The following is a 25,414-nucleotide window of genomic DNA, read 5'->3' as shown; positions in this document are numbered from 1 at the left end:
CTCCCTAGTATATCCCAATTATGCGAGTTCCCCTCTTCTATTGAAGAACCCATCATACAATATTAATACGCCTTAATAATATGCCAACCTACACAAGGTAAAGCTCTTTATCCTTGCTCACATTTTCCCCTATCCTATCTTGATGCTGACGCGGCACCTGCGGTGAAGAAGTCTGATCTACAAATCGAATGTTAATCTCTGAACTGACGGTACGCAGCAGCTTGCTGCCATACCGGACGGCTTGAAACATCTCAACACGCGCAGCATAGGCAATACCTTCTGTACGTAAATAAAAGGTCAGTTGCTGAATATGATTGTATTCATCCAAAGCATCCTCTACTTCAATACCAAGATGCTGAATGGTCCATCCCTGTTTATCTGCGTATTGTTGAATGGAGCGCCCTAGACAGGAAGCAAGTCCTAGCATCCATAGTTCTGAAGGACGAAATCCAGCATCATCATCTTCGCTGACCGTTCTTTGATCGATCATGATACTGTGTGTATGCGCCACTCCCAGATGCTGATCAAGCTTGACTCTTCTAAGTGATACTTGCATGGCAATATGCCTCCCTGTTCATCGATTATAACGATTTCCAGTGTTCAGATAGTTTAAGCGCCACTATCAAGGCTTATTACCCATCGCACCAAGGAAACAAACGTAAAACAGGCCCTTATCCATAAGGATAGTGACTCTGTTCACAAATCTGTCTTATATCGGCGCGAAATACGTATCGTCCTCATCCTAGAACAGCTGAAGGAATACATTTCCTATGCCTAATCCTTTGACAAGGTTACAACTTTGTAAGATAATTTTTATAAATTACAATTCTGTCATAAATGGTTCTCCCAGACTATTGGTAGATTTACCATTGATATGGTAGGATCGTGTATGTCGACAGAACGTCGCACACTACATAACACAGATGGCAGACAACTATTAGGAGGCGATGTTTTGAAGGTTGCAGTACGAGCTGCTCTTATTGCGAGCGCTGTTTTTGGATGCATGCTCTTGTCAGACGGCGCGCTCGGCACAAAAGCTTATGCGGATACAAGCGCAAAAAATATTTCGATGACAATCAATAATAATACGGTTCAGTTTTCTGGAACAGTTCCAATTCTGGAAGGCGGGGAGAACCTTTATGTTCCCCTTCGTGCATTTGCGGATCAAATGAATTATGACCTGGAATGGTCTACTATAGATGAGGATCACTTGGAGATTACGATTACCGACGGCAGTAAGAAGCTTCGCTTTCGTACCGGCGACAGCCAAGTATTAGTGGATGGACAAGCTGTCCAAATGGGAGATGGACCGTGGTCTTACCAGAACAATACGTATATTCCGTTTCGTTTTCTAATTGATCAGATGAATCTGCAATATAAGTGGGACTCTTCTTTAACGAAGTCCCTTCCATCTGTAAGTCGTTACAAGGAGGTGCCTGAAGTTACAACAAGTTCAGTGGCGCCTACTACTAAAACGAATAAAATCCTAAATTCAGCATACAGCTATCTCGGTGTACCTTATGTATGGGGCGGTACTTCACCTAACGGTTTCGATTGTTCTGGATTCGTTAATTACGTATTCCGCAAGAATGGCACAGCATTACCACGCACGGCGCATGATATTTATAAATCATTAGGCACATTGATGAAGAATCCACAAAAAGGAGATCTTGTCTTCTTCTCTTCTGGAGGAAGTCGGATCACTCACGTTGGAATCTATGTCGGCGACAATAAGTTCATTGAAGCAAATTCGGGTTCTGCTCGAAGTGTCAAAGTATCCAGCATGGGTTCCAGTTGGGCGCAGAAAACATACGTTGGCGCCAAGCGTGCTTAGTAATTAGAAGAAGGACTGATGGACTGATCTTTGTCAGCCAGTTCTATTCGGTCATCATCATGAAAATCCACACATCCTACCCGCAACATGACATCGTATGATTCCACTATGAATCGTTACCCGAATATCTTACCCTATAAACAACGCCGTAGCCCTCAGCTACGGCGTTGTTGGTGTATGAGCAAATTGCGTCTTCTCCATCGTATAATGCGTTGGCTGCGAGCGATAGACAGAGTTGTGCAGCTTCTCTCTCGCAACCGCAATCCCGTTAACCAATTTAATTCGATAGGTTTCAAGGACATAACCAGCACGTCCCTTTTGTAAGACATGGGTTTGCTTTTCTTTTGTAACGTCCTTGAACTCATATACTGAAGCAGGCTCCGTTTCCTTCACGAGTCTCGTTTCTATTTGATACGTCGTGCCAGGCTCTTTCTGTCCGTAAAGCCGGATCGTAAGCTTATGATCCTCCACTCGACTGACCCAGACGACGTCGCCTTCTGTATTGTTACGCACCACAAGATCGGGGCCATTGTCCGAATACGTCGCATCCAGCCCCAAGGGAACATAGCCGACTGGGAGCGAATGGGATTGACGCTCCACAATCTGAAGCCCACTCTTCAGCGCCGCATTGTACATCGTCGTGGACGTCTGGCACAAACCACCGCCAATGCCTTCTATGAGTTTGCCCTTCTCAATGACTGGGGCTTCCTGCAACCCATATTTCTGCTCCGTCTTATCCGCAATATCTTGATACCTTACACGCTGACCGGGACGGAGAACTAGTCCATTCAATACTTTAGCACTCGCCTCAATGTTATGATAATGTCCCTTGCCGCTATCCGCGATTCGGGTCGTATATTCTGCGAGAAGTGCATTCGGCTTGCGCGCCTGTAATGTACTCAGCGTAACGTTTGCAGGTACTGTAATTAGCGGCATCCGCAGCATCAACAATCTAGCTTGCTCCTGTTTGTTTAATACATATTTGGATACCTGCTCCGTCAACTGCTGTTTTAATTGAAAAGCATCCAGCTCAATGCCATCCTTTTCCTTCACATAACTGGGATTCAAAGGTGCATCATACCTGACTTCAGCATCCTTCGGCTTACGATTAATCACTTCGCCATAAGTATGGCTCATCGTCTGCCATAGCTGTTCCTGATCTACAGTTATAGAACCGCTAACATTCTGAGTGGGCAGTTCGCCCTTCAACTGCAGCCGCTTCCACAAGCCTCCGTTGCTCCAATCCTCAAGCTGCTGCTCCACTTTCTCGCTGCTGAATGAGATGCCTAACTCCTTTAATGTAAGCGAATGTGAGGCCAAGTTGTTCAGTGTAGCGTCTGTTCGATCTGGAATAAACACGATCTTCGTTTGTTCCCAAGATTGAATCCGCCGCTGCATCCGTTCCCGCAATTGCTCGGGCTTCATCCCTTTTGCATCAAGGCCAAACACACGGTATCCGGCAGGAAGAATGGTATCGTTCATCGTGTTCCATATAAACCATCCACCGCTTACAACTAAGATCAATAGGATACTCGCTGCTGATAAAATATAAATCGTATACTTCTTCCATATATGATGTAAATAAGACACGATATGAGGCTTGGTCTGCTCCTCATCGGTCTCAACAGATTCATTCTTGTTCGCTTGTTCTTCATCAAGCATGGAATGCCATACCTCCCCTCCTGTTATCACTATAACGAAAAATAGAGCTGATGTGGTTACAAGGCGTTTACCGAATTGGTTATCTTTCCTTATCGTGTCAAGATTAAGGTCATTACATACAAAACATGCTGCGAATATATAGAAAAGTCAGCCTGAGGGCGTTATATTGAGATCAAGGCAATAATCCCCATGTAAACGGTATCATTTTGCTTGCAGATGAGCTTTGTTCTGTTGCTTATTATCTGCTACGCTCGAATGTATGATGTGACATATTGTATAAATAGGTTCCGAAGGAGGTTCAACTATGAACATATCGATTGGCGGGTTTTCTTTTAACAATTTACGCGTGGAAGGGAAAATGGATGTCTTCTCTTATATAGAGACGGTTCATACGCAATTCGGACTTCAGGCAATCGATCTCTGGAATGCCTTCTTCGCTGATACGTCGCGGCCGCTCTGGGCGGTGGCAGATGACGATACGATACAACGAATTGCACAGGCTCTCAAGGAACGTGAGATGACACTGGCCAATATTGCAGTGGATACTGCCCATCTATGGGACCCAGACCCAGAGGTGCGCGAAGCGCTGCACCAGAACGCGTTGTCCCATCTCAGAGCCGCCGAGATGCTTGGCGCCAAGTCTGTCCGCATTGATGCGGTTATGCATGGCTCCGATGTCATGTCCGACGAAGCTCTCACGTACATTGCCATGCGGTACCGTGAATATGCTGCGCGGGCTGCTGAAGGCGGTTATTGGGTTGGTCCCGAGAACCATACCGGCTTCGCCTTAAACCCCACTTCTATCGTCAACATCGCTGAAGCAGTCAGCCATCCGAACTTTGGTGTATTGCTGCACCTTGGAAGATGGCAGCACACCGTGCCATCTTATGCTCGCGGCAACAGATCCTCGGAGGACAGTCGGCAATTTGCGCTTGCAAGCGATGCGCAGGTTACCCCTTGGACCAAGCATGTGCATGTCGATCTGAAGACGCTGCAAGCCGATAATGCGCCAGCCCTGCTCAGCCCGCTCTTTCAAGCCGGCTATGAAGGATACTGGGCGGTCGAGTACAATGCCCCGCAGGACCAACGTGCAGCTATCGCTCTTGCGCTTCAACAACTGCAGAGTCATCTAGAGGCAGCTGTTTCAGCGGCGTCCTCATCTACGGAGTAAAACGGAGTAAAAGAGTAAACTTACTGTCTCTACAAGATAGGCCCGTCAAGGAACGGCTGCATATCTGCATATATAATCACTCACACGTCAAGCAAGGAGGGCTTCAATTTGACAGCCAAGAGAATAGCCGTTATCGGAGTGGGCCAAATCGGCAAGCATCACCTTGATCAATATTCCAATATAAAGGATGCGGAGCTTGTTGCTGTATGTGATACGAATCTGGCTGAGGCAGAACGTGTAGCCGCTCATTACAGCATTCCTGATTGTACAAGCGATTTCCGCGAACTGCTGCAGCGTGACGACATTGATGCCATCGACGTCTGCCTGCATAACAACCTCCATGCGCCCATTGCGATCGAAGCGCTGCAGGCCGGAAAGCACGTCTACTGTGAAAAGCCGATCGCAGGCTCCTATCGTGACGCGATTACGATGGTCGAAGCAGCGGAAACTTCTGGTAAGCTGCTGCACATACAACTTGGCAATCTATACGCCAAAGAAACCAAGGCTGCAAAGGCCATCATTGATGGGGGGAAGCTGGGCAGATTGTACCATGCACGCTCGACAGGCTATCGGCGCCGCGGTCGACCTTACGTGGATGGTTACGGCACGCCTGCCTTTACCCGCAAAACTACCGCCTCGGGCGGAGCCATGTATGACATGGGCGTATACCACATCTCCCAGATGTTATATTTACTTGGGCTTCCCAAGCCTGTGCGGATTAGCGGGCAAACCTATCAAGAAATGGATATGCTCGCCGAACGACGCCATATTAGCCAGTTCGATGTAGAAGAACTCGGTGTAGGCCTTGTAAAGTTTGAAGGCGGTATCACTCTGGATATTATTGAAGCTTGGTCCATTCATATGGGAGCTTTTGAAGGAAGCAGCATCATGGGTTCCACAGGGGGGATTCGTTTGCCGGCTGCCAAGGGAACCGAGGGATTGAGTTATCATTACACAGACTGCGACATCGATTTCGATGCAACGATAGATCTCGAAGCGATGGACCGCCGTTGGCATATGCTGCGGGATACGGAGTGGGCATACGATTCCTCACAGCATCATTGGATTGCTGCGCTTCAGGGTATTGTTCCGCTGCTGCCAACTGCCCAACTCGCCCTTGATACGATGCTCATTAGCGAGGGGATCTACCTCTCCAGCAAGCTTGGGCGCGAAGTGACAGCCGACGAGATAGCTGATTTATCCGTATCGACAGCTCTTCAATTGTAGCGTCGTTTGCCTTGTCATTAATCTAGGCTCCTAATCGAAAAATAGTGTGGCAAATCGAGCTGCGGCACTCCATTCTGCGGCAAAAAAGAAGTGCCTGATCAATACAAGCTGTGGCAACGATTGGACTACGTGGTGACTGTATCACACATCAAAAGAAGCGTCCTTGAAACGAAGACGCTTCTTTTGATGTAGACATATTCAGGTTCTCGACACTCCTCCCTCGAATAGAAAATGTAGTCTACGAAGGAGTGAATCGTTATTAGGGTTCTAGAAGATGCAGCCCTACATTTTACGCAGCGTTCGGTATTGGTTACAATTAGAGATAAGCTATAGCAAGCTCTCACTGCAGCTCCACCACCACAACGTCCAATATACAAACTAACAATTAGGTGTCTATAATCGGGCTGCATCTATTAGACATAAGATTGGAGACAGAATGAATATGACACTACATGACTTATCTACATCTGAACCGACGCATGAACAACCGATGCGGGTTCTTCCTTTAAAAGGCGGAAGTAATTTCCGTGACCTGGGAGGCTATAAGACAACAGACGGACGTACTGTCAAATGGGGTATGCTGTACCGCTCCGCCGAACTCTCCGGACTTACATCAGAGGATATTGCTGTTATCGAACGAATCGGCGTACGTACGATATGCGACCTTCGTGATCAGGATGAGATCACTGCGATGCCAACACCACCGTTTGCCGCATCGGTTAACATCCACGTCCCGCTAATACCAGAACATGCAGGCCCTGTTATCCGTCAAGCGCACGATCTAGGAAACAGGACAGAGATTGCCCACTTGTTTAGCAAGCCAGATATGCTGCTGGTAACATTAAATCAGTCCCTTGTACAATCAACCGCTGCAATTCGCCGCATCTTTGAATTGTTACTGCAAACAGACGGCACACCACTGCTATTCCACTGCACCGCAGGCAAAGACCGCACGGGACTAATTGCGGCGTTGATTCTGCTTGCACTTGACGTGCCTCGCGAGACGGTACTTGACGATTATTTGCTCACTAATGAATATTTGGATATGCAGCACATTGCAAATAAAACGAGGGCGCAAATGTCCAGCTATGGTGACGTATCGGATCATATGTTGCAGGCAGTTATCGAAGCACGTCCGTCTTACCTGAATGCTGCATTAGATCTGATCTTTGAGCAGCACGACAGCGTGCATCATTATCTCGTTACAGCGGTAGGACTAAAAGAAGAAGACTTGCGTACATTAAAAACCGTCCTGACTGCATAAATTGGAGCCACAACACCCTTTCATTTTCACATACTGAAGGTGTTACAACTAGTTCCCGTCCCTGCTCATGCTGGAGATGGGCTTTTTGTGCTGTGCTGTCATGAAGTCCTAATAAGATGCGTGATCGTCACTCTATCCTTTTATAACTCTTGCCATCTTACTCACTGTTCACCACACAAAATGCAGATTTCTCCAAAATCAAAGCTATACATTCTAAACATTTATATTTAGAATGTATACTAGGTCGACTACCGTTCTATAGACAGCATAGCAAGACCGTTTTATTAATACTTGGCTTACTTCTCACGGATAGAGTGTACCCTTCTAATGGTGAGGACAAATAGTTTTGAGACGGAGGAAAGAGACATGGACTTAGCAGGAAAAAAAATCGTCATCACTGGAGCAGGAAGAGGATTAGGTAGAGCTATGGCTATTCGATTTTCAGAAATGGGAGCAGAGTTGTTTCTTGCGGCTCGCCAAGCGGAAAGTCTGAATGAAACTTGTCAGCAGATCCAATCCATAACTGGACATCTTCCCAAATCGTTTATCGCGGATCTGTGCAGCCCACAACAAATTCAAGCTTTCTGCACAGCAGTTGCTCAGGAAACCGATTATATAGATATTGTCGTGAATAACGGAGCCACATGGCTTCAAGGTGATCTGGACAGTGTCAGCGATGAAGCCATCAGCGATACGATTAATTCAGCAGCCTTAGGCACATCCTTGGTAACCCGCCACATGCTGCCCCTGCTGCGTAAATCAAAAGCCGCTGATATTGTAAATATTATATCCGTTTGCGGCTTGCCTAATTTTCAACATGAGACTGCTCATGAAGCATTTTATGCTGCCAAATTCGCCCAAGCCGGCTTCACCGATCGACTACGTCATCGGCTAAAGCCAGAAGGTATTCGGGTCATAGCTGTGTACCCGCCTGATTTTGACGATGTGTCACCATTAGATGCGGATTGGCTATCACCTCGCGATCTTCATGCAGACCAACAAATATCCAACCGCCATGTCATCGAATCGATTACATTTGCACTTACTCGGGATCGAATATGTGCGATAAACTCCATACAGCTCGACTCTTGGCCCTCCTCATCACACTGATCAAGCAAGGGAAGCATCTTGCTTGTGGAGATATCCGTACCGAAATGGTTCACAATAGTACAATAAGCTGCTTCCTTACCTGATATAACAAAAACAGTACCGCCGATTGGCGGTACTGTTCATGTGCTTATCTGCTTTGCTAGAGGTCCAACAGCAGACGTCATCCTGTTCATCTATATCCGACAGACTCCCTGTCTCAGAACCGGATTAGATTATTGCTTTGGCAGTTCAAAAGAACTCTTTAAGGATACGATCAAGTTAAATACGATATTGCCGTCCTTGGTGTGCTTCGAATCTGCGTTAAAATAACCATGACGGAAAAATTGGAATTTATCTTGTGGTTGGACATCCTTCATATTCGGCTCAACAAAGCCCTGTTCCGTTACGATCGAATTCGGGTTCAAGTGATCCAGGAAGCTGCCCTCGCTCTCTGCTTCTTCCGCTTCATCCAAGATGAGCGGCTCGTACAAACGGAACTCCGCTGGTACGGCATGTGTGGCTTCCACCCAGTGGATCGTGCCTTTTACTTTACGCCCTGTGAACCCGCTGCCGCTCTTCGTTTCTTGATCATACGTACAGTGAATCTCCACCACATTACCTGCTTCATCCTTCACAAAGTCGTTGCACTTAATGAAGTATGCGTGCTTTAAGCGCACTTCGTTGCCGGGGAACAAGCGGAAATACTTGTTTGGAGGATTCTCCATAAAGTCGTCCTGCTCAATATACAGTTCGCGTGAGAAAGGAATCTGGCGAAGACCCATCTCTGGAACTTCTGGATTGATTTCAGCATCCAGCCACTCTACTTCGCCCTCTGGATAGTTCGTAATCACGACTTTAAGCGGCTTAAGAATCCCCATCGTGCGTGGAGCCTTAAGCTTCAAGTCTTCACGAATAAAATAATCCAGATACTTCGAGTCAATAATCCCATTGCTCTTCGTCACGCCGATCTCACGGCAGAACGTGCGGATCGATTCCGGTGTAAAGCCACGACGGCGCAGGCCGGAGATAGTTGGCATACGCGGATCGTCCCAACCGTCTACCACTCCTTCATCCACGAGCTGCTTCAGCTTCCGCTTGCTCATGACCGTGTTGGTCAAGTTCAAACGTGCAAACTCATATTGATGAGGAACCTTCTCCATTTCCGTCTCTGCAACAACCCAATCGTAAAATGGACGTTGATCCTCAAACTCCAGCGTACAAATGGAATGTGTAATCCCTTCGATAGCATCCTCTATTGGGTGTGCAAAAGCATACATAGGATAGATACACCATTGGTCGCCTGTGTTGTGGTGTGGCGTATGGGACACACGATAAATAACAGGATCACGCAAGTTAATGTTAGGCGATAACATATCAATCTTCGCACGCAGTACTTTTTCTCCGTTTCCAAACTCACCCTTGCGCATACGATCGAACAATTCCAGATTCTCTTCCACGCTGCGGTCACGATAAGGGCTATTCTGCCCTGGCTCTGTCAGCGTGCCACGCGTCTCCCGAATTTGCTCGGCGTTCAGGTCGCACACAAATGCTTTGCCCTTCTTAATCAGAACAATAGCCCGATTGTACATTTCTTCAAAGTAGTTCGACGCAAAATTTAACTCATCCCATGTAAAGCCAAGCCATTCCACATCCTGCTTAATGGAATCGACATATTCTTGGTCTTCCTTGATCGGGTTCGTATCATCAAATCGCAAGTTGGCGCGGCCTTTGAATTCTTTGGCGAGTTCAAAGTTCAAGCAAATCGACTTGGCGTGTCCAATATGCAAGTAACCGTTCGGTTCAGGTGGGAAACGTGTAATGATCTCATTCACACGGCCTTCCTTTAGGTCCTCTACGACTATGTTACGTATAAAGTTAGAAGTGTGATTCGGGTTCTCCATAATATCAACCTTTCTGAATGTCCTCACAACGGGTAAATTGTATTTTTATGTTACACAAAGGATTATGCTTATTCTCCATAATATAACGGTAACGTCTGTCCAGTTCAACTATGAGCTTACACTAATAAGTCAAACAATACAGAATCTTTGTTGACTTCAATATAGGTCAAGTTTTTCTTCTTCATTCGTTCGAGCAAAGGCGCATAATCGTCCGGGTGCTGGAGCTCTATACCTACGAGCGCTGCCCCATTATCCTTATTATGCTTCTTATAATACTCAAACCGCGTAATATCGTCATTCGGTCCCAGTACCTCCTGCAAAAACTCGCGGAGGGCACCCGCACGCTGCGGGAAGTTGACCGTAAAATAATACTTCAATCCTTCATATATAAGTGAACGTTCCTTGATTTCCTGCATCCGGTCAATATCGTTGTTGCCACCGCTAACTACGCAGACCACAGTTTTCCCTCGGATTTGTTCACGGTACAAATCAAGTGCCGCTATCGTTAATGAACCAGCAGGCTCCACCACAATCGCACTTTCATTATAGAGCTGTAATATGGTTGTACACGCTTTGCCTTCTGGAACGTGAATCACATCATCAAGCACCTGTGAGCAGATGTCAAAAGGAAGCTGGCCGACACGCTTCACAGCTGCACCGTCTACAAATTTGTCGATATGCTGCAAGGTCACGACTTCTTTTTGCGACAGCGCCTCACTCATGGATGCTGCACCTTGAGGCTCTACCCCAATGATACGTGTGTTCGGGCTTACTGTCTTAATGTAAGACCCCACACCAGCAGCTAAACCTCCACCACCGATAGTTACAAATGCATAATCTGCGGGGGCATCCAACGACTCCATAATTTCCATCCCAACTGTTCCATTGCCTGCTACGATATAGGGATCATCAAACGGATGGATAAACGTCATGCCATTTTCGCCACAAATTTTCATAGCTGCTTCATATGCATCATCATACGTATCCCCTGTCAGCACCACATTTACATGGGTGCCGCCAAACCGCTTTACTTGCGTCACCTTCTGACTCGGCGTCGTACTAGGCATTACAATGGTGCCCTGAATACGAAGAGCCTGACAGGAAAACGCCACTCCCTGTGCATGGTTGCCTGCGCTAGCACATACGATACCTCGCTGCAATTCTTCCTCGGACAGATGACGAATCTTGTTGTAGGCGCCTCTAATTTTAAAAGATCGGACAACCTGTAAATCCTCCCGCTTCAAATATACATTACAATCGTATCTTGCAGACAGTATCGGATCACGCTGCAGCGGCGTACGCACGATTACTTCCTTAAGTACGTGATGTGCGCGTACAATATGCTCCATCATTACGTTTGTCGTTCCCATGTCCAGCTCCTCGCTTTCGGCTCGCTCATCTCTCTAGCTCTTCTGTCAGAATACAAAAAAAACCCGTCCCAGAAGGGACGAGTATATACTCGTGGTACCACCCTTATTCTGCACGTCATCCTATCGTTCAGCATTCCGCACTAGACGATCTTCCTTCGTCTTCGTGTGCTTGTACTGATCTTATGCTGTGCAGCACTTGGTCGCGCTATTCTGCGCATTCCTGATAACGGAGGATTCCGTCCACGCTTACTCTCGTATCCGACGCTGCCAAGCGACTATAGTCGCCTTCATCGTCTTCGCTTCGGCGTGACATCTCAGAGAGGATTTACGTATGCGTTCGCCATCGACTTGCACCAACCGTCGACTCTCTGGAAGCTTCCCGCAGCGTACATGTTCTCGTCACCAATGTTAGTCCAACCTACATGTTGTTTACTATTATGTGCCCGTTGGTCACTAAAAGTCAATGGTTGATCGGCTATTCATCTCTTATAGAGAGACCTATCGATTCTCACGTGGCCATCTGTTCTTCAAGACAAGGGCGGCAACGTGATGGCCTACTCATTGCTTGCCAACGAACTCCCCACTGTAGTCGGCTCAGGCTCACGCATACGCAAGGTCGGGATCATAACCACAACACCTAAAATAAACAGAGTGGCCGCAATCCCGTACAGCGGCACCAGTGACAAAGCATCTTTTAAAATGCCAGACACAGCCATCGTTATGACCATCGAGCCGATAAACATCGGACTCAATATACCGTTGACCCGGCCGATGAAATCAGGCTCTGTATTTTTCAAAATTAACGTGCTAATTCCGATTTGAATGCTTGGCAGCACCAAACCACCGATCAGTTGAGAAATTAAAGTCAACCACAACACGGTCGACCACCCAGCAAGCAGCATACTTATACTACTGATTAACATACCGAAAGCAAGCATCTGCTGCGGCTTGAACTTCTTGCCGAAGACCATTGACAGCGCGCCACCTACAAACATAGCCGCCCCGTTCACCATTAACAGTACGCTCAGATACGACTCAGGCAATTGAAGACGTTCCGTCACTAAAAATATAGCCATAGGCTGGATGAGGCCTAATGCAAGTCCCGCAAGTGCAAAGCAAGCGCCTAATGATTTAAGCAAGCTGCTGTTCATCACATAACGGAAGCCTGCCGCCAACTCTTTCCCGACAGTAGAGCCGGATTGAGTTTGTTTTCCTTCCACTTTGTCTTGGGGGAGAAAAGTAAGCGCTAGCGCAGATAACAGGAAAGCAATTCCCGTCACAATCAAGGACACCGTAATTCCGTATTTCTGAAAAATAAGTGTCCCTACACCAGGGCCCAACACCATAAAGACAGCACTCATCGTCTGAAAGATTGACATCCCTGCCTGCATCATTTCTTCTGGCACATGATGCTTAAACAGCTTCATAGAGGATGGCTGAGAAAATTGAGACAAGATAGCGGAAACAAAGGTCGTAAAGAAAACAGCCTGCCACGAGCCCATCGTAATGGTAAGTAACACAATAAATACAGAAGCCGCACTCAGAATGTCACACCATACCATTGTCCGCTTAGGGCGCCAACGATCGGCAAATGTGCCTCCTATAAAGGAAAAAATAAAGATTGGTGCAAATTCAGCCACCGATACTAATGAGACAGCAGTCGCATTTTTATTAGTCATTTCCACGACATACAGCAGCACGGCAAAGTTACGAATCCAAATGCCCAATTGCATAAATAATCCCGCTAACATAATGGCCTGCACAAATCGGTTTTTGAACAGACTAAGCGGTGATGCGTGTCCTGGGGGATTTGTTGCTCTCATTATAATTCTCTCCTCCATGGGAAATAGGGTCAACAACTTTAATGTTAAAGACAACTATTTCTTTTCGTCTAATCTTGTCATCTCATGAACTTTATTCAGTGTACCTGCATTAATAACACGCTACAATCGGGCTGGAGGATGGTTTGAATGGATTTAGTTTACATATTTTACAGGTATGGGTTCTATAATGATAAAGGCATTATCATTAATTAGGACGATCCCGCCACATAACAAGTGGTGTAATAGTAAGTCTAGACTCATTTTCACTACCACAAGAGGGCTGATTGTTAAACATTGTACGTTGATTTGGTAAAGTGGTAATGTTTTAATTAGTTATCACAGTAAAATGATTATTTCCTAACATGAATGGGTGACTTCTATGAATGCCGTATTGTTATCTATAGCGATCTTATTCGCTTTAAGTCTTTGCCGGGTGCACATCGTCATGGCGATGCTTATATCTGCCGTAGCTGCCGGACTAGCAGGTGGTCTTGGGGTAACCCCAACTATTGATGTTTTTACAGAGGGCCTTAAAGACAACGCATCTATTGCGCTAAGTTACGCGCTGCTAGGAGCTTTTGCCGCTGCATTAACAGAAACCGGCCTGCCTGAGCGCATCGTACACCGAGCAGGCTTGTTAGTTGGACGCAAGCAGGCAGGAGCGCAGACGGGTCATATTACCCGTTTTGCAGTTGTGTTAGCCATCGCATTTATGGCCTGCTTGTCGCAAAATGTCGTACCTGTACACATCGCCTTTATACCTGTTCTTATACCGCCGCTTCTAGGGCTGTTTAACTCCTTGCATATCGATCGTAGAGCGATAGCTAACGCTTTAACTTTTGGCTTAATTATGCCCTATATGCTCATTCCGGTTGGATTTGGCGCGATCTTTCATGAAACGGTAGCTTCTAATATGACACAGAACGGCTTGCAGGTGGATGCCTCGATGCTTCCAAGAGCGATGCTCATCCCCGCGATGGGAATGATAGCCGGCTTGCTCATCGCTACATTTCTTTCGTATCGCAAAGCAAGGAACTATTCGAGTTCACAAACTACGTCTGATCCATTTGTTGCTGGGCAAAATGCTTCGATACAGGCTGATACCGTTCCTACAGCCGCCAAGAAAGGTTCCACGCGTATGACGATAGCAGGTTTGCTATCCATTGCCGTAATGCTTACGGTGCAGTTAAGCACCGGCTCTATGATTTATGGTGCAGGCGCAGGTCTTGCCATTCTGCTGTTGGCAAAAATAATGCCGCGAGATCGTTCGGATCGCGTCTTCTCAGACGGCATGCGCTCAATGGCGTACATCGGCTTTGTCATGATGTCAGCCGCGGGTTTTGGCGCAGTATTACGTGCAACAGGCGACATTGAGTCACTCGTCCAGGCTTGCGCCAGCTTTGTCGGTGACAATCGAGCGTTCGCAGCCATCCTAATGCTGGCGATCGGGCTGCTTGTCACCCTTGGTATCGGATCGTCGTTCTCGACGATCCCACTCATCGCAACTGTGTTTGTGCCGCTTGCGATGAAGCTTGGTTTTAGCCCATTGGCAACCGTATCGCTTATTGGTACAGCTGCCGCTCTTGGTGATGCCGGCTCGCCAGCATCAGACAGTACGTTGGGGCCGACAGCTGGCCTTAATGCTGACGGACATCACGACCACATTTGGGATACATGTGTGCCTACTTTTTTGCATTACAACGTGCCACTGCTCATCTTTGGCTTTATTGCTGCCATGCTGCTGTAAACGTGGAGACATGTTCTTCCACACAAAAAAGGTCATCATTCTCTCTCAAGGAAAATGATGACCTTTTTTTGACTGTATGGGGCTGCATCTGCAACTTATTCCCGATTATAACATTTTCGTCAAAAGGGAAACTCGCAGGCAGTAGATATGCATGTCCTCAACTGCTCAAAACCCATATAAGCGCTTCGCATTGCTATATAATATCTCCGCTGCTTCTACCTCCGAGAGACCATGAAGGACAGCCCAATGCGCTGCAACAGACCTTACCATACCTGGCTCGGTCGAGCGTCCGGCAAATGGGCCATCGAACGGCCAAGGACCATCTGTCTCCGTCATAACTTGCCTCAAGGGATATCGGGCTGCAAGCTGCTTAATCTCCGTCTCATACAAAAGATCAGGCGTAAACGATACATAATATCCGTTAGCAGCCATACGTTGAATCGTATTCTCATCTCCCTTGAACCAATGAAAATGAGCTTTTCTTACGTTGTGCTGCTCCAACATGTCACAAACAATCGGCGCATCATCATATACTGCGTGCAGCACAATTGGCTTGTTCCACGCGGCTGCTCGCTTTACAAAGGGCTCTAGCAATTCCATGTACGGCTCCCGGTGAAATTTCTCGCCCTTCGTCAACGCCTCTTCACGCCGATAATAAGGCAGGCCTACTTCACCGATTGCACACATCTGTGATTGACGTTGATCCATCCACCTTAACAATGCTGCCAACTCTTCATCAGACGGCAGCTCTTGTTCCGGATGATAGCCGTATGCCGGCAGAACACGGCTACTGGCTAACGCCAATAATTCGGTAGCCTTGCAGGACCCCAAATGCATCGACACCGCAACAACGTATTCTACGCTATCCGTCGTGCCAAGTCCGCTCATGAACGCACTAGCCATGTCTGCATCATACATATCCAGATGAATATGCGTGTCCACATAACGCGGGACTGTAAAGTGCTTCGTGTTCATATCTGTTGAAGGCATATGAACGCCCTCCCTTATTGTGTTCAAATATACTAGCCAGCCAAAGGATCTCCTCAGCCATGTAAAATGGCCGCCCTAAGCCGCTTTAAGCTATTGCTTTCAGCTGCTTTATAGGACGGCCATCGTCATGTTACCTTTTTATTTTGCACGCTGCACTGGCTGCTGCTCACTTTTAGTACCGCCTTTGTTCACAATTAAGCGGTCTTTACCCATGAGCATGATGCTGACTAGCGCAAAAGCAACCGGAATGAGCGCCCACAAGAACAAGTCCGAGATCGACGAAGCGAGTGCAGATGTCATCTTGCCATACACATCTGACGGGATCTTCTCCCGCATCTCAGGGGTAAGCAGTGCTTGGCCGTTCAGTTCGCCGAGCGCTCCGGCACCGTTCGGCATCATATCGGCCAACCGATTCGCAAATATCGAGCTCTGCAGCGATCCGAATACTGTGATCCCAATCGTCATCCCTAGGGAACGGGAGAATGAGATAGTTGAATTCGCTGCACCGCGCTGACTGAACTCAAGTTCATGCACAGACGACATGCTGAGAAGCGAGAAGGAGAAGCCAACGCCAAGTCCTGTTAACACCATATACACGGTGACCAAGTATCTAGGAGTGTCTGGTGTAAGAGTGCTCAGACAGATCATCCCAGCTGTAAAGAACAACCCGGAAATAATCATCAAATTACGATAGCTGGTCTTGCTCACCATTATGCCCGCTATTGAACTTGTAATTACCGATCCTACCATCATCGGAGTTAGAATCAGACCGCTGTTAGACGCCGACCCGCCGTAAACCCCTTGTACATACATTGGAATGTAGATCGTACCGATGACAAATGCCACGCCATAGAAAAAACCGACACTTTGGCTTGCTGCAAACAGCTGCCGCTTAAAGAGGGAGAACGAAATAATCGGCTCACTGACTCTCGTTTCAATAATGAGAAACACAAGCAAGAAGAAGACAAAGGACGCAAACAAGCCAATGATGGGATAAGAATCCCACGCATACGTTTTGCCGCCAAGTTCCAATGCAAACATCAAACTAACAATAGATAGAACAAGTGTACAGGCCCCGCCCCAATCAATGCGCTGCTTCGACGTAGAAGCTGTCTCCTTATAAAATCGCATAATAAGCCATAAGGATACGATACCCAACGGCAAATTGATATAGAAGACCCACTCCCACCCGAAGTACTCCGTGATGTAGGCACCGAGTAGAGGACCCGCTACACTGGATATTCCAAAAACCGCACCGAACAAGCCAGTCATCTTGCCCCGCTTCTCAGGTGGGAACACATCAAATATAATCGTAAAAGCAATTGGCATTAACGCACCGCCGCCGATTCCCTGTACAGCACGATATACAGCCAGCATTTCAATACTCTGGGCCGTACCACATAAAGCACTGCCAAGCAGAAACATAAGCAGACCAAAAATATAAAACCGTTTGCGCCCATACATGTCAGACAACTTGCCAAAGATCGGCATACCGGCCATCGTGGCAACCATATAGGCAGACGTCACCCATACAAACTTGTCAAAGCCGCCCATCTCACCAACAATCGTTGGCATCGCTGTCGCTACAATTGTATTGTCCATTGCTGACATTAAAATACCCAGCAGCAGTCCAAGTACAATCGGGCGCAGATCACTTTCTTTCTTAATCATCGTTTCATTTCCTCCTCAACCTCGACTGAAGCTGTCTATGACATTGTGTCTTTATCTATGTAATGACATTCATTATATACGCACTATTACATATTTCCCACACGGTCATTGAACCATTAGTCAGGTTAAGGAGTCATAAAATAACCTTATCCTAAGGGATTCATCCTAACACTCCATCATGCTAACCTTTTCATTTGACCATTAAGTCAATCCTGGAATTACTTCATTGCTGCAAAATCCCATAGTGGTGGAGACGACTAGTTAAACGACACTATAAATACAGCTACAATACGGCGCTGCTGCGATGGAATTGAAGGCTACTGCTATCGCAGCATTTCGGCTACCTGCTGCTTTAACGCTGCAAAAGCAGGATCCAGCGTCAATGCTTGTTGCCGCGGTCGTGCAAACGGCACTTGCACTCGTTCAAGCACATGGGCTGGCCGATTCGACAGCACATAGATCGTGTCAGATAGCAGCAGCGCCTCTTCTATGCTGTGCGTTACAAATAACACTGAGCGCCGGTGCCGTTCCCATTGCTCAAGCAGCCAATGCTGCATCTCGCTGCGAGTGAGCGCATCTAACGCACTGAACGGCTCATCGAGCAGCATCAGCTCATGAGGGCTGAGCAGCGCGCGCAGAAATGCCGCCCGCTGCTGCATCCCACCGGACAGCATATGCGGATACGCCCGCTCGTAACCCGCGAGGCCTACGTTGGCCAGCCACTGGCGAGCTTCCTGGCGCAGCTCCTTCTTGCTGCGTCCAGCCAGCTCTTGGGCCAAGATAACGTTATCCTCGATGGTCCGCCACGGGAACAGAGCAGGCTGCTGCGGCATATAACTCACATGCCCAGTCTGACCTACAACCGATGTGCCATTGATAAGGATGTCCCCTGAAGTTGGCCGCATCAATCCACCGATAAGATGAAATAGTGTACTTTTCCCCGATCCAGAAGGACCGATAATCGTAACAAATTGTCCACGCCCTACGGACAGGGTTACGTCGTCAAGCACATGCACACTCTCTTTTGTGTCTGCGAAGCTGGCGCTTACGGCTTCGACCTGCAGCACGAGATCAAATGCATCATCTTGCTCGCTGCCTATTGTTATCACTGACCCCGTTCCTGTTGGCAAAAGCTGCGTCCCACTGTCTGCTTTCATCTGCTGCGGCGCTTCTGTAACTTCAACTTCAAGCCATTGTTTCATATCCAGGCCCCCTTCACTTATCGCGCTGATGCGATCGTGCAGCTTGCCAATGGACAACACGACGCTCGATCGCTTGCACGATGCTAAACATCGTAATACTCATAAGCACCACAATAGCAATGGCAACAAACATTCGATCCGTACGGAAGGCCGCTTTCTGCAGCACCATGTAATAACCGATACCTTTGTCAGTACCCAGCCATTCAGCCACGATAGCGCTCATTACACTATATGTAGCCGCAATCTTCAGACCAGAAAAGACGGCGGGCATTGCATGCGGAAGCTCAAGCTTCCAAAAGAGCTGCGCACGGGTTGCTCCTGCCATTCGCATATAATGAAGCATTGTACGATCCGTCTGCATCAGTCCATCCATCATCGCGATTGTGATCGGGAAGAAACAGACCAGTGTAATGACTACGATTTTAGGCATAAGTCCAAAACCAAACCAGATCATAAGCAGTGGCAAGAGAGCAATCGTCGGAATATTCTGACTTACGATAATAATGGGATAAATGGCACGCTTCACGAGTGGGATTGGGTGGAGCAGCATAGCAACTACCAGCCCAACAACCGCGCCACAGCCAAAACCAATTAAGGTCAGCTGCAGCGTAGCCCAAGTATGCTTTAAGAGAGATGGAGCGCTCGCTATCGCTTCGTTTACGATATCAATTGGACCTGGGAGCATCCACTTTCCTACTTCGAAAATAGTAACGGCAAGCTGCCAAACGATAATAAGCAAAAGGACCGCCACGATGGGCGGCCCTGCTTGCGACCAACGTCGTCGACTCATGGCCGGTACTTCTCCGTTAACGTATCCATCGTAATCCCCGACGGTGTATACAAAATTTTGACTTGGGAGATAACACTTGGACTTCCGAACTCGATCATCGCCTCATTCATTCGTTCGATCACACGCAATAGCTCGCTAAGCTCGCCCTCCATCGTCGTGTCCAACGCGTTTACCTGGTGCTTCACTCCAGACTGCTGAATGATCTCAATCGCTCTGTCTACATATGGGATGACATTTTCACCGTTTGGGGTCTTCGGAATAATTTGTATGCTCACTAAGCTGTTTGCCATCATACTCTCTCCTTTATATAAAGCATAAGGTCGCTATCATGCTGTTCTGTTCACCTGTTGATTTAGTAAGAAGGTAACTGTGTAAGTAATGATTCAGCCTTATGATGAAGCAGGCAAGAAGTCATTCGTATATGCTTTGTCAATATCAATGGTCTTCTCCATCAACTTGTTGTCTACTAACCAAGTCATATAATTATCCCATACTTCTCGCTTCTGCTCGCCCCAACGTGGTGCATCATCCTTATATTTAGGACTTAGCCACTTCTGGCTGGCCTGCACAAGCTCTTTGTTGAGATCAGGCACTGCCTTCAGCAGCAGGTCTGCTGCTTCCTCTGGTTTATCAATTGCAAATTGATATCCTTTAGATACAGCGCTCATAAACGATTTTACCAGCTCCGGATCTTCTTGAATCGTCTGCTCATTTGTAGCGATGACCGGTGTGTAGTAATCCAACTTGTCCGAGAATTGATTGACATAGATCATATCAATCGGCTCACCGCGCAGCTCTGCTTCAATCCCCGTCCATGCATAGAATATCCATGCAAAATCGATATCTTTCTTTACCGCTGTAAAATAATCTGCGTTTCCCATATTTACATTTTTGACTTTATCATAATCCGCTTTCTCTTGCTGCATGATTGAACGAATAACAGCTTCTTCAACAGGTGAACCCCAGCCGCCATAAGTTTTGCCTTCAAAGTCTAGGGGTGTTTTGATATTTTTAGCCTTTGGTGCTGCAAAGCCAGATGTATTATGTTGAATAATAGCTGCCAAGGATACAATCGGCACACCCTGAAGGCGAGCCTGCGTGATGTTCTCTTGAACTGTTACGCCAAATGGCACTTCTCCTGATGCAACCATGGCATCCGATCCGCCAGATCCCGGCGGAATGATCTCTACATTTAAGCCCGCTTCCTGAAAGAAGCCCTTTTCTTTCGCTACATACAAACCTGTATGGTTCGTATTGGGCGTCCAGTCCAATACCATCTTAATGCTGCGCAGCTCCTTAGGTGAAGATGCAGCATCTTTGCCAGAGGTGCCATGATCCGCACCGCTGCTGTTAGTTCCTGCGCCACAAGCGGCTAGCATAGTGGTCATCATCATAATCAATGCCAGTATGAGTCCGCGCTTACGCGATGTTTGTTGCATGTCGTAACCCTCCTAATGTCCTCTAGCTGATCCTATTTTGCCCTTTTAGGGCAGTATGCAGCATCACCGATTCATTGAACGATCAAACTTTCAACTGTCACAGGGTATAACAATAGCGCCGTATCATATAGCGTATACTAAAAAACGCCCCAATATATTGGGGCGTTACCAGCTGCGTCTATAAGGATGGCGATAACATAAAGCAGCTTACTCGTAGCTGCAGGCAACAAGCGATAAATATCTCTAAGGTTGATGGATTAAACTTGATCACTGCGTTCCCCATTCAGGAGAGCATGACCAAGAACCTCTTAGAAATGTAGCTTCGCTCATTACGCTGACAAGCTTCACAGTGCTTCACTGTTAGTCTATACACCATCATACGTCTTACCTACGCTGGCATTACCCAGATCAGGTGAAAGGGTCGGTATCTTGTGGGATACAATCTCAGCCGGCCTTATTCCAGCTCCCCTAGCGTCCTATTCAATTCAAGCGGTGATGACACGACTTTTCACACGTAATTATAGACCTGACGTGTCTGAAAGTCCAGCATAATCCATAATTGATTCTATATGCTACGATAAAAAGGACGAAGCTGCTTAATTACACACTCTTCATTGGACAGGAGGAAATACCGATGAATAAACATGACAATCCATCTCAACGCCACAAGCTATCAGACATACGTCGCAGCACCGAGCAGCTTTGGGCAGGAGTTAAATATGATATTATGGCACGTGGTTACCGATACTATAAAGAGATAACGACTCAATTTGGTCAAGCGGAGAGTCTGGCCGACTACGAACAAATTAGAGTGGCTCTTTCGGATATTCAGCACCGTATTCCTTACTCGCAAGCAGGACTGCGAACATCGATGCAACATATGTGGGGTTATGTCAGCAAGAAGGTATCGCAGGAGGAACGTGCTCATTATGAGGCTCTAACACAAGGTTGGCAGCATATCCCGTATCGTGAGGCTCATTATTCAGCTTCTTACTTACCTGAAGCCTTTCTACCTGTGGTGCAGTGGCTAGCCCTCATCGCAGATCAGTATAAGGTTTCTTATTTGCAAAATACGTTTAAGTATGGATTCCTTGGGCGCACATCACAATAAATATGCATACTCTATCGTAAACCAATGCAGGTCATGATTATAGGAGTTTAGATTATTTGTTTTGTCTCAATCATCAGACGGAGCAGACAGGAGGGCAACATCTACGATGAAAGACGTCTTGATTGGCAGTACAGTGTCAGCGCTGTCTACAGGTTTAGGGGCCGTGCCCATCTTATTTATGAGGAACATGACACACCGCTGGCGTGATATTCTGCTGGCATATACGGCTGGAATTATGACCTCAGCCTCCATGATGAGCCTTATACCAGAGGCATTGGCCCACTCAAATGTACTTGTCCTTGCCATTGGTATTATGCTCGGATGCTTTACGCTGCTCTTGCTGGAAAGAGGCATACCGCACCTTGATCTTGAGAATTCAGGAGTTGTCCGACGCTCTGTAAATATCGACAAACGCTCTTTCCTGATCATAGCGGCGATCACGATGCACAACCTGCCGGAAGGTCTTTCCGTAGGTGTAAGTTATGCCAGCAGCAATGATACGCTGGGGCCACTAATTGCCTTTTCCATCGGCTTACAAAATGCCCCCGAAGGCTTTCTTGTCGCTTTATTTCTAGTAAATCAACAAGTTGGCCGATTAAAGGCACTCTTAATTGCCACGCTGACTGGTGCGGTTGAGATTGTGACGGGTCTGATCGGTTATCTGCTGAGCACAATCGTTAATAACATGGTGCCATATGGCTTGTCCTTCGCTGCAGGAGCAATGATGTTTATCGTTTATAAGGAGCTCATTCCAGAAAGCCATGGCGATGGACACCAGCGCTCCGCCACCGTATCGTTTTTGCTTGGTCTGATCACGATGGTCGCCTTAATCGAGTGGATATGATTTATTCTCATCGCTGGCAGTGATGGGCAGCTATTTTACAGGACTTAACGTTGTATACTCCAGCCATTTATCAATGTGTATTTTTAGGAACACTTTCTTACTGCCTATTATGCCGTAAGGGATGAATCGATAGGTATCGTACACTCCAACGTTTCTTTTTAAGATGTCATCCTTTAAGATCACATTTTGAAGTTCTTCATTTGAAATATTGAGGTATCTAGCCAGCTGTGCTTCATCCATGACTTCATGGGAAGCAGCTTGAGTTGGGGGTTGTTCGGGGGACAAAGCAATAGGATCTTGGATATGGCTCCATTGCCCGTGTAACCCCATACCTGCAATAAATGAGACGCCTAACAGCAAGGCACATAACAAACAGGTCGTGCTGGTTTTCAATGTAGCACCCTCTTTTTCATATTTTACATATTATAACACTTAAAGCATCCTATAAGACCATCCATTACATTTAGACTGACATCCGAATTGTTGGGTTTCAGAGTCCACCTGCAAGAAGTGTCATCTTGTTAGGTTGTGTTCTGTATTGTCAAATACTTGCTGCATCAGCCTCCGGTTAGCAACTAAACTTGCATTCATGAACAAATGAAAACCCAAACAGGCAGCCGAGTGCTTTATCCGGCTGCCTGTTCATTCATATACTTACCTGACTCAACATTTTGTTAACGATAACTTTATTGGCTAACCGATCTTATGGTCTTAAGCACCGACGTCCCTTAATCGCAACAATCGGTATTCCACAACGAGGTGGTCTTGATGCTCCTCCATCCAATCGGCTAAACGTAATCGCATACGACGCAGCACTTCCGCGTATTCCTCGTCTTGAATCCGATTGTGCAGTTCATGTGGGTCCAGCTTCAGATCATATAGTTCATCGATATCGCCGCCGTTAAATACATACTTATAGTCCCCCATACGAATCATCCGTTGTGAACACAATAAGCTGCCCAGCCCCGTAAATTCAGTCACAACCGCATCCGGCCAATCTTCAATTGGTTCCCCTCTCACAATCGGTTCAAACGAACGCCCGTCAGCCCCCTGATGGAGATCGGAAATTCCCGCATAACCTAAAAGAGTCGCGTAGAGGTCACAAGTTCCTACCATATGCTCTACCTTGCGCCCAACCGCTCCCCCGCCTGCAGCAGGCTTCACGATAAGCGGTATGCGGCATGTCTCATCATACATAAAAAATCCTTTGTCACATAAGCCGCCATGGATACCAAGCGATTCGCCATGATCCGCACAGAACATAATGACCGTGTCGTCGTAGACCCCTTTGTCTTGCAAATACTGCACGATACGTCCAACCTGGCGATCGATATGAGTCATGACTGCATAATAGTGTTTTACGAATGGTTCAAACGTTTCCCACTCTTGTACCAAGCTTCGCTTTACGTTGTGTATCGTCGGCTTTGCATTCTCTTCCTCTTTGAAGTTCCGCCAGGGCGGAATCCTTACGTTTCGGTACAGGTCCAGCGTTTCTGTCGGCGCAATATAAGGTTCATGCGGACCCCAATAGTGGATAGCCATCATAAACGGTTCCTCCCGCTCCATAAAGCGGTCCATATGTACCATTGCGCGATCGGTAATATAATGTTCAACGGTCGTTTCCACTGGCGAAGTAACTTCAGCTCCGAAATGGCCTCCATAATGTCCGCTAATGCGATTCTCAATCTTTAACTCCAGTCCCTGATCAATCAGATATTTGCGGAACTGCGCATAATCCCAGCCACCGCCTCCATGTCCAGGGAAATTATCGCCTTCATACCCTACGTCTGTGGGCAGCGAACGATTGCCCGCAGCAATATCGGGAAATTCAATATATTTCAGATTCCTTTCAAATAGGTCCCGATCTGTCGGCCCTTGTCCCAGATGCCATTTACCAGTGTGGCCTACGCTGTAGCCTGCACGCTCTTTTAGCTGGCGGCTGAGCAAATAGTCTGTATGCGGAAGCTCATTCACTAGACAACCAGGAGAATACGTATTGTTCTGCATCCCGTGCTTAAACGGGTACATGCCCGTCTGCATAGAAGCCCGAGCAGGCGTACAGACAGGAAAACTAGCATATGCGTTATCAAATACGACCCCTTCTGCTGCCAGGCGATCCAGATTAGGCGTTTGACATAACGTGTCCGCATCGTAACAGGATAACGTATCACGCCGCTGCTGGTCCGTCACAATAAACACGATATTCGGCTTGTTTGAACTATTTTTCATCGACATGTTAACACTTTTCCCCCTTATCCATTCAACAGAACGAAGCCGGA

Annotated in this window: 21 protein-coding genes, 1 riboswitch and 1 other annotated feature; of the genes, 8 read left to right on the top strand and 13 right to left on the bottom strand. The window is 47.1% G+C overall.

The genetic code is table 11. The features are described 5' to 3' along the window. Positions 1–88: 88 nt before the first annotated feature. Entirely contained in the window at positions 89–556 is a 468-nt protein-coding gene (locus QP775_RS11750) for an OsmC family protein (protein WP_239328894.1), read from the bottom strand. 396 nt (positions 557–952) lie between these two features. Between QP775_RS11750 and QP775_RS11745 the strand changes: the two genes are divergently transcribed. Beyond that, positions 953–1,834, top strand: a complete 882-nt coding sequence (locus QP775_RS11745; RefSeq protein ID WP_285106199.1) for a C40 family peptidase — start codon at positions 953–955, stop codon at positions 1,832–1,834. Between the two features lie 159 nt (positions 1,835–1,993). On the opposite strand, the gene QP775_RS11740 is transcribed toward QP775_RS11745, so the two are convergent. Continuing rightward, complete coding sequence (locus QP775_RS11740; protein WP_239328896.1) at positions 1,994–3,496, bottom strand: VanW family protein; 1,503 nt, start codon at positions 3,494–3,496, stop codon at positions 1,994–1,996. Between the two features lie 304 nt (positions 3,497–3,800). Between QP775_RS11740 and QP775_RS11735 the strand changes: the two genes are divergently transcribed. From QP775_RS11735 to QP775_RS11720, 4 genes are all read left to right on the top strand, one after another. Then, complete coding sequence (locus QP775_RS11735) at positions 3,801–4,667, top strand: sugar phosphate isomerase/epimerase family protein (protein ID WP_239328897.1); 867 nt, start codon at positions 3,801–3,803, stop codon at positions 4,665–4,667. 108 nt (positions 4,668–4,775) lie between these two features. Next, the gene (locus QP775_RS11730) at positions 4,776–5,894 is read left to right on the top strand and encodes a Gfo/Idh/MocA family protein (protein ID WP_239328898.1); all 1,119 of its coding nucleotides are present in this window, start codon (positions 4,776–4,778) and stop codon (positions 5,892–5,894) included. Positions 5,895–6,330: 436 nt separating this feature from the next. Further along, positions 6,331–7,158 (top strand): tyrosine-protein phosphatase, encoded by an 828-nt coding sequence (locus QP775_RS11725; RefSeq protein ID WP_285106195.1) that lies wholly within the window; start codon positions 6,331–6,333, stop codon positions 7,156–7,158. Positions 7,159–7,524: 366 nt separating this feature from the next. Then, complete coding sequence (locus QP775_RS11720; RefSeq protein ID WP_285106193.1) at positions 7,525–8,268, top strand: SDR family oxidoreductase; 744 nt, start codon at positions 7,525–7,527, stop codon at positions 8,266–8,268. A gap of 212 nt (positions 8,269–8,480) precedes the next feature. Here QP775_RS11720 and QP775_RS11715 read toward each other — a convergent pair whose 3' ends face one another. From QP775_RS11715 to QP775_RS11705, 3 genes are all read right to left on the bottom strand, one after another. Further along, complete coding sequence (locus QP775_RS11715) at positions 8,481–10,148, bottom strand: glutamine--tRNA ligase/YqeY domain fusion protein (RefSeq protein ID WP_285106191.1); 1,668 nt, start codon at positions 10,146–10,148, stop codon at positions 8,481–8,483. 116 nt (positions 10,149–10,264) lie between these two features. Then, the gene (gene ilvA / locus QP775_RS11710; protein WP_285106189.1) at positions 10,265–11,518 is read right to left on the bottom strand and encodes a threonine ammonia-lyase IlvA; all 1,254 of its coding nucleotides are present in this window, start codon (positions 11,516–11,518) and stop codon (positions 10,265–10,267) included. A 70-nt stretch (positions 11,519–11,588) separates the two neighbouring features. Beyond that, positions 11,589–11,930 (bottom strand) — a binding site (T-box leader). A gap of 142 nt (positions 11,931–12,072) precedes the next feature. Then, complete coding sequence (locus tag QP775_RS11705) at positions 12,073–13,341, bottom strand: MFS transporter (RefSeq protein WP_239328902.1); 1,269 nt, start codon at positions 13,339–13,341, stop codon at positions 12,073–12,075. A gap of 379 nt (positions 13,342–13,720) precedes the next feature. Between QP775_RS11705 and QP775_RS11700 the strand changes: the two genes are divergently transcribed. Continuing rightward, complete coding sequence (locus QP775_RS11700; RefSeq protein WP_285106447.1) at positions 13,721–15,088, top strand: Na+/H+ antiporter family protein; 1,368 nt, start codon at positions 13,721–13,723, stop codon at positions 15,086–15,088. Between the two features lie 165 nt (positions 15,089–15,253). Here QP775_RS11700 and QP775_RS11695 read toward each other — a convergent pair whose 3' ends face one another. The 6 genes from QP775_RS11695 to QP775_RS11670 all read right to left on the bottom strand — a co-directional run bounded on the left by QP775_RS11695 (position 15,254) and on the right by QP775_RS11670 (position 21,180). Continuing rightward, the gene (locus QP775_RS11695; RefSeq protein WP_285106187.1) at positions 15,254–16,078 is read right to left on the bottom strand and encodes a TatD family hydrolase; all 825 of its coding nucleotides are present in this window, start codon (positions 16,076–16,078) and stop codon (positions 15,254–15,256) included. Positions 16,079–16,216: 138 nt separating this feature from the next. Beyond that, positions 16,217–17,749 (bottom strand): MDR family MFS transporter, encoded by a 1,533-nt coding sequence (locus tag QP775_RS11690; RefSeq protein ID WP_285106185.1) that lies wholly within the window; start codon positions 17,747–17,749, stop codon positions 16,217–16,219. Between the two features lie 323 nt (positions 17,750–18,072). Further along, a complete protein-coding gene (locus tag QP775_RS11685) occupies positions 18,073–18,951 on the bottom strand; it encodes an ABC transporter ATP-binding protein (protein ID WP_285106183.1) in 879 nt (292 codons plus the stop codon). A gap of 13 nt (positions 18,952–18,964) precedes the next feature. Next, a complete protein-coding gene (locus tag QP775_RS11680) occupies positions 18,965–19,741 on the bottom strand; it encodes an ABC transporter permease (protein WP_239328910.1) in 777 nt (258 codons plus the stop codon). Then, a complete protein-coding gene (locus QP775_RS11675; protein ID WP_028543851.1) occupies positions 19,738–20,031 on the bottom strand; it encodes a thiamine-binding protein in 294 nt (97 codons plus the stop codon). Before QP775_RS11675 ends, QP775_RS11680 begins: the two co-directional genes overlap by 4 nt. A gap of 99 nt (positions 20,032–20,130) precedes the next feature. Then, on the bottom strand, positions 20,131–21,180 hold the full coding sequence (locus QP775_RS11670) for an ABC transporter substrate-binding protein (RefSeq protein WP_239328911.1): 1,050 nt from the start codon (positions 21,178–21,180) through the stop codon (positions 20,131–20,133). A 367-nt stretch (positions 21,181–21,547) separates the two neighbouring features. Further along, positions 21,548–21,660: riboswitch (TPP riboswitch) on the bottom strand. Between the two features lie 154 nt (positions 21,661–21,814). Between QP775_RS11670 and QP775_RS11665 the strand changes: the two genes are divergently transcribed. Beyond that, complete coding sequence (locus QP775_RS11665; RefSeq protein WP_285106180.1) at positions 21,815–22,291, top strand: DUF1722 domain-containing protein; 477 nt, start codon at positions 21,815–21,817, stop codon at positions 22,289–22,291. 106 nt (positions 22,292–22,397) lie between these two features. Further along, entirely contained in the window at positions 22,398–23,135 is a 738-nt protein-coding gene (locus QP775_RS11660; RefSeq protein ID WP_239328913.1) for a ZIP family metal transporter, read from the top strand. A 30-nt stretch (positions 23,136–23,165) separates the two neighbouring features. Here QP775_RS11660 and QP775_RS11655 read toward each other — a convergent pair whose 3' ends face one another. Together QP775_RS11655 and QP775_RS11650 are read right to left on the bottom strand one after the other, a co-directional pair. After that, the gene (locus tag QP775_RS11655) at positions 23,166–23,528 is read right to left on the bottom strand and encodes a hypothetical protein (RefSeq protein WP_239328914.1); all 363 of its coding nucleotides are present in this window, start codon (positions 23,526–23,528) and stop codon (positions 23,166–23,168) included. A gap of 318 nt (positions 23,529–23,846) precedes the next feature. Continuing rightward, entirely contained in the window at positions 23,847–25,370 is a 1,524-nt protein-coding gene (locus QP775_RS11650) for a sulfatase family protein (RefSeq protein WP_285106176.1), read from the bottom strand. Between the last annotated feature and the right edge of the window lie 44 nt (positions 25,371–25,414).

It is taken from the genome of Paenibacillus sp. UMB4589-SE434, from assembly GCF_030226685.1.
Taxonomy (GTDB): Bacteria; Bacillota; Bacilli; order Paenibacillales; family Paenibacillaceae; genus Paenibacillus_B.
Note: the sequence above shows the minus strand (reverse complement) of the source record. Positions and strands in the feature narration are given on the sequence as shown.

Coding starts and splice junctions, on each gene's coding strand:
- QP775_RS11750 (WP_239328894.1), bottom strand. CDS start 556: ATGCAAGTATCACTTAGAAGAGTCAAGCTTGATCAGCATCTGGGAGTG.
- QP775_RS11740 (WP_239328896.1), bottom strand. CDS start 3,496: ATGCTTGATGAAGAACAAGCGAACAAGAATGAATCTGTTGAGACCGAT.
- QP775_RS11735 (WP_239328897.1), top strand. CDS start 3,801: ATGAACATATCGATTGGCGGGTTTTCTTTTAACAATTTACGCGTGGAA.
- QP775_RS11725 (WP_285106195.1), top strand. CDS start 6,331: ATGAATATGACACTACATGACTTATCTACATCTGAACCGACGCATGAA.
- QP775_RS11720 (WP_285106193.1), top strand. CDS start 7,525: ATGGACTTAGCAGGAAAAAAAATCGTCATCACTGGAGCAGGAAGAGGA.
- QP775_RS11715 (WP_285106191.1), bottom strand. CDS start 10,148: ATGGAGAACCCGAATCACACTTCTAACTTTATACGTAACATAGTCGTA.
- ilvA (WP_285106189.1), bottom strand. CDS start 11,518: ATGGGAACGACAAACGTAATGATGGAGCATATTGTACGCGCACATCAC.
- QP775_RS11705 (WP_239328902.1), bottom strand. CDS start 13,341: ATGAGAGCAACAAATCCCCCAGGACACGCATCACCGCTTAGTCTGTTC.
- QP775_RS11700 (WP_285106447.1), top strand. CDS start 13,721: ATGAATGCCGTATTGTTATCTATAGCGATCTTATTCGCTTTAAGTCTT.
- QP775_RS11695 (WP_285106187.1), bottom strand. CDS start 16,078: ATGCCTTCAACAGATATGAACACGAAGCACTTTACAGTCCCGCGTTAT.
- QP775_RS11690 (WP_285106185.1), bottom strand. CDS start 17,749: ATGATTAAGAAAGAAAGTGATCTGCGCCCGATTGTACTTGGACTGCTG.
- QP775_RS11685 (WP_285106183.1), bottom strand. CDS start 18,951: ATGAAACAATGGCTTGAAGTTGAAGTTACAGAAGCGCCGCAGCAGATG.
- QP775_RS11680 (WP_239328910.1), bottom strand. CDS start 19,741: ATGAGTCGACGACGTTGGTCGCAAGCAGGGCCGCCCATCGTGGCGGTC.
- QP775_RS11675 (WP_028543851.1), bottom strand. CDS start 20,031: ATGGCAAACAGCTTAGTGAGCATACAAATTATTCCGAAGACCCCAAAC.
- QP775_RS11670 (WP_239328911.1), bottom strand. CDS start 21,180: ATGCAACAAACATCGCGTAAGCGCGGACTCATACTGGCATTGATTATG.
- QP775_RS11665 (WP_285106180.1), top strand. CDS start 21,815: ATGAATAAACATGACAATCCATCTCAACGCCACAAGCTATCAGACATA.
- QP775_RS11660 (WP_239328913.1), top strand. CDS start 22,398: ATGAAAGACGTCTTGATTGGCAGTACAGTGTCAGCGCTGTCTACAGGT.
- QP775_RS11650 (WP_285106176.1), bottom strand. CDS start 25,370: ATGTCGATGAAAAATAGTTCAAACAAGCCGAATATCGTGTTTATTGTG.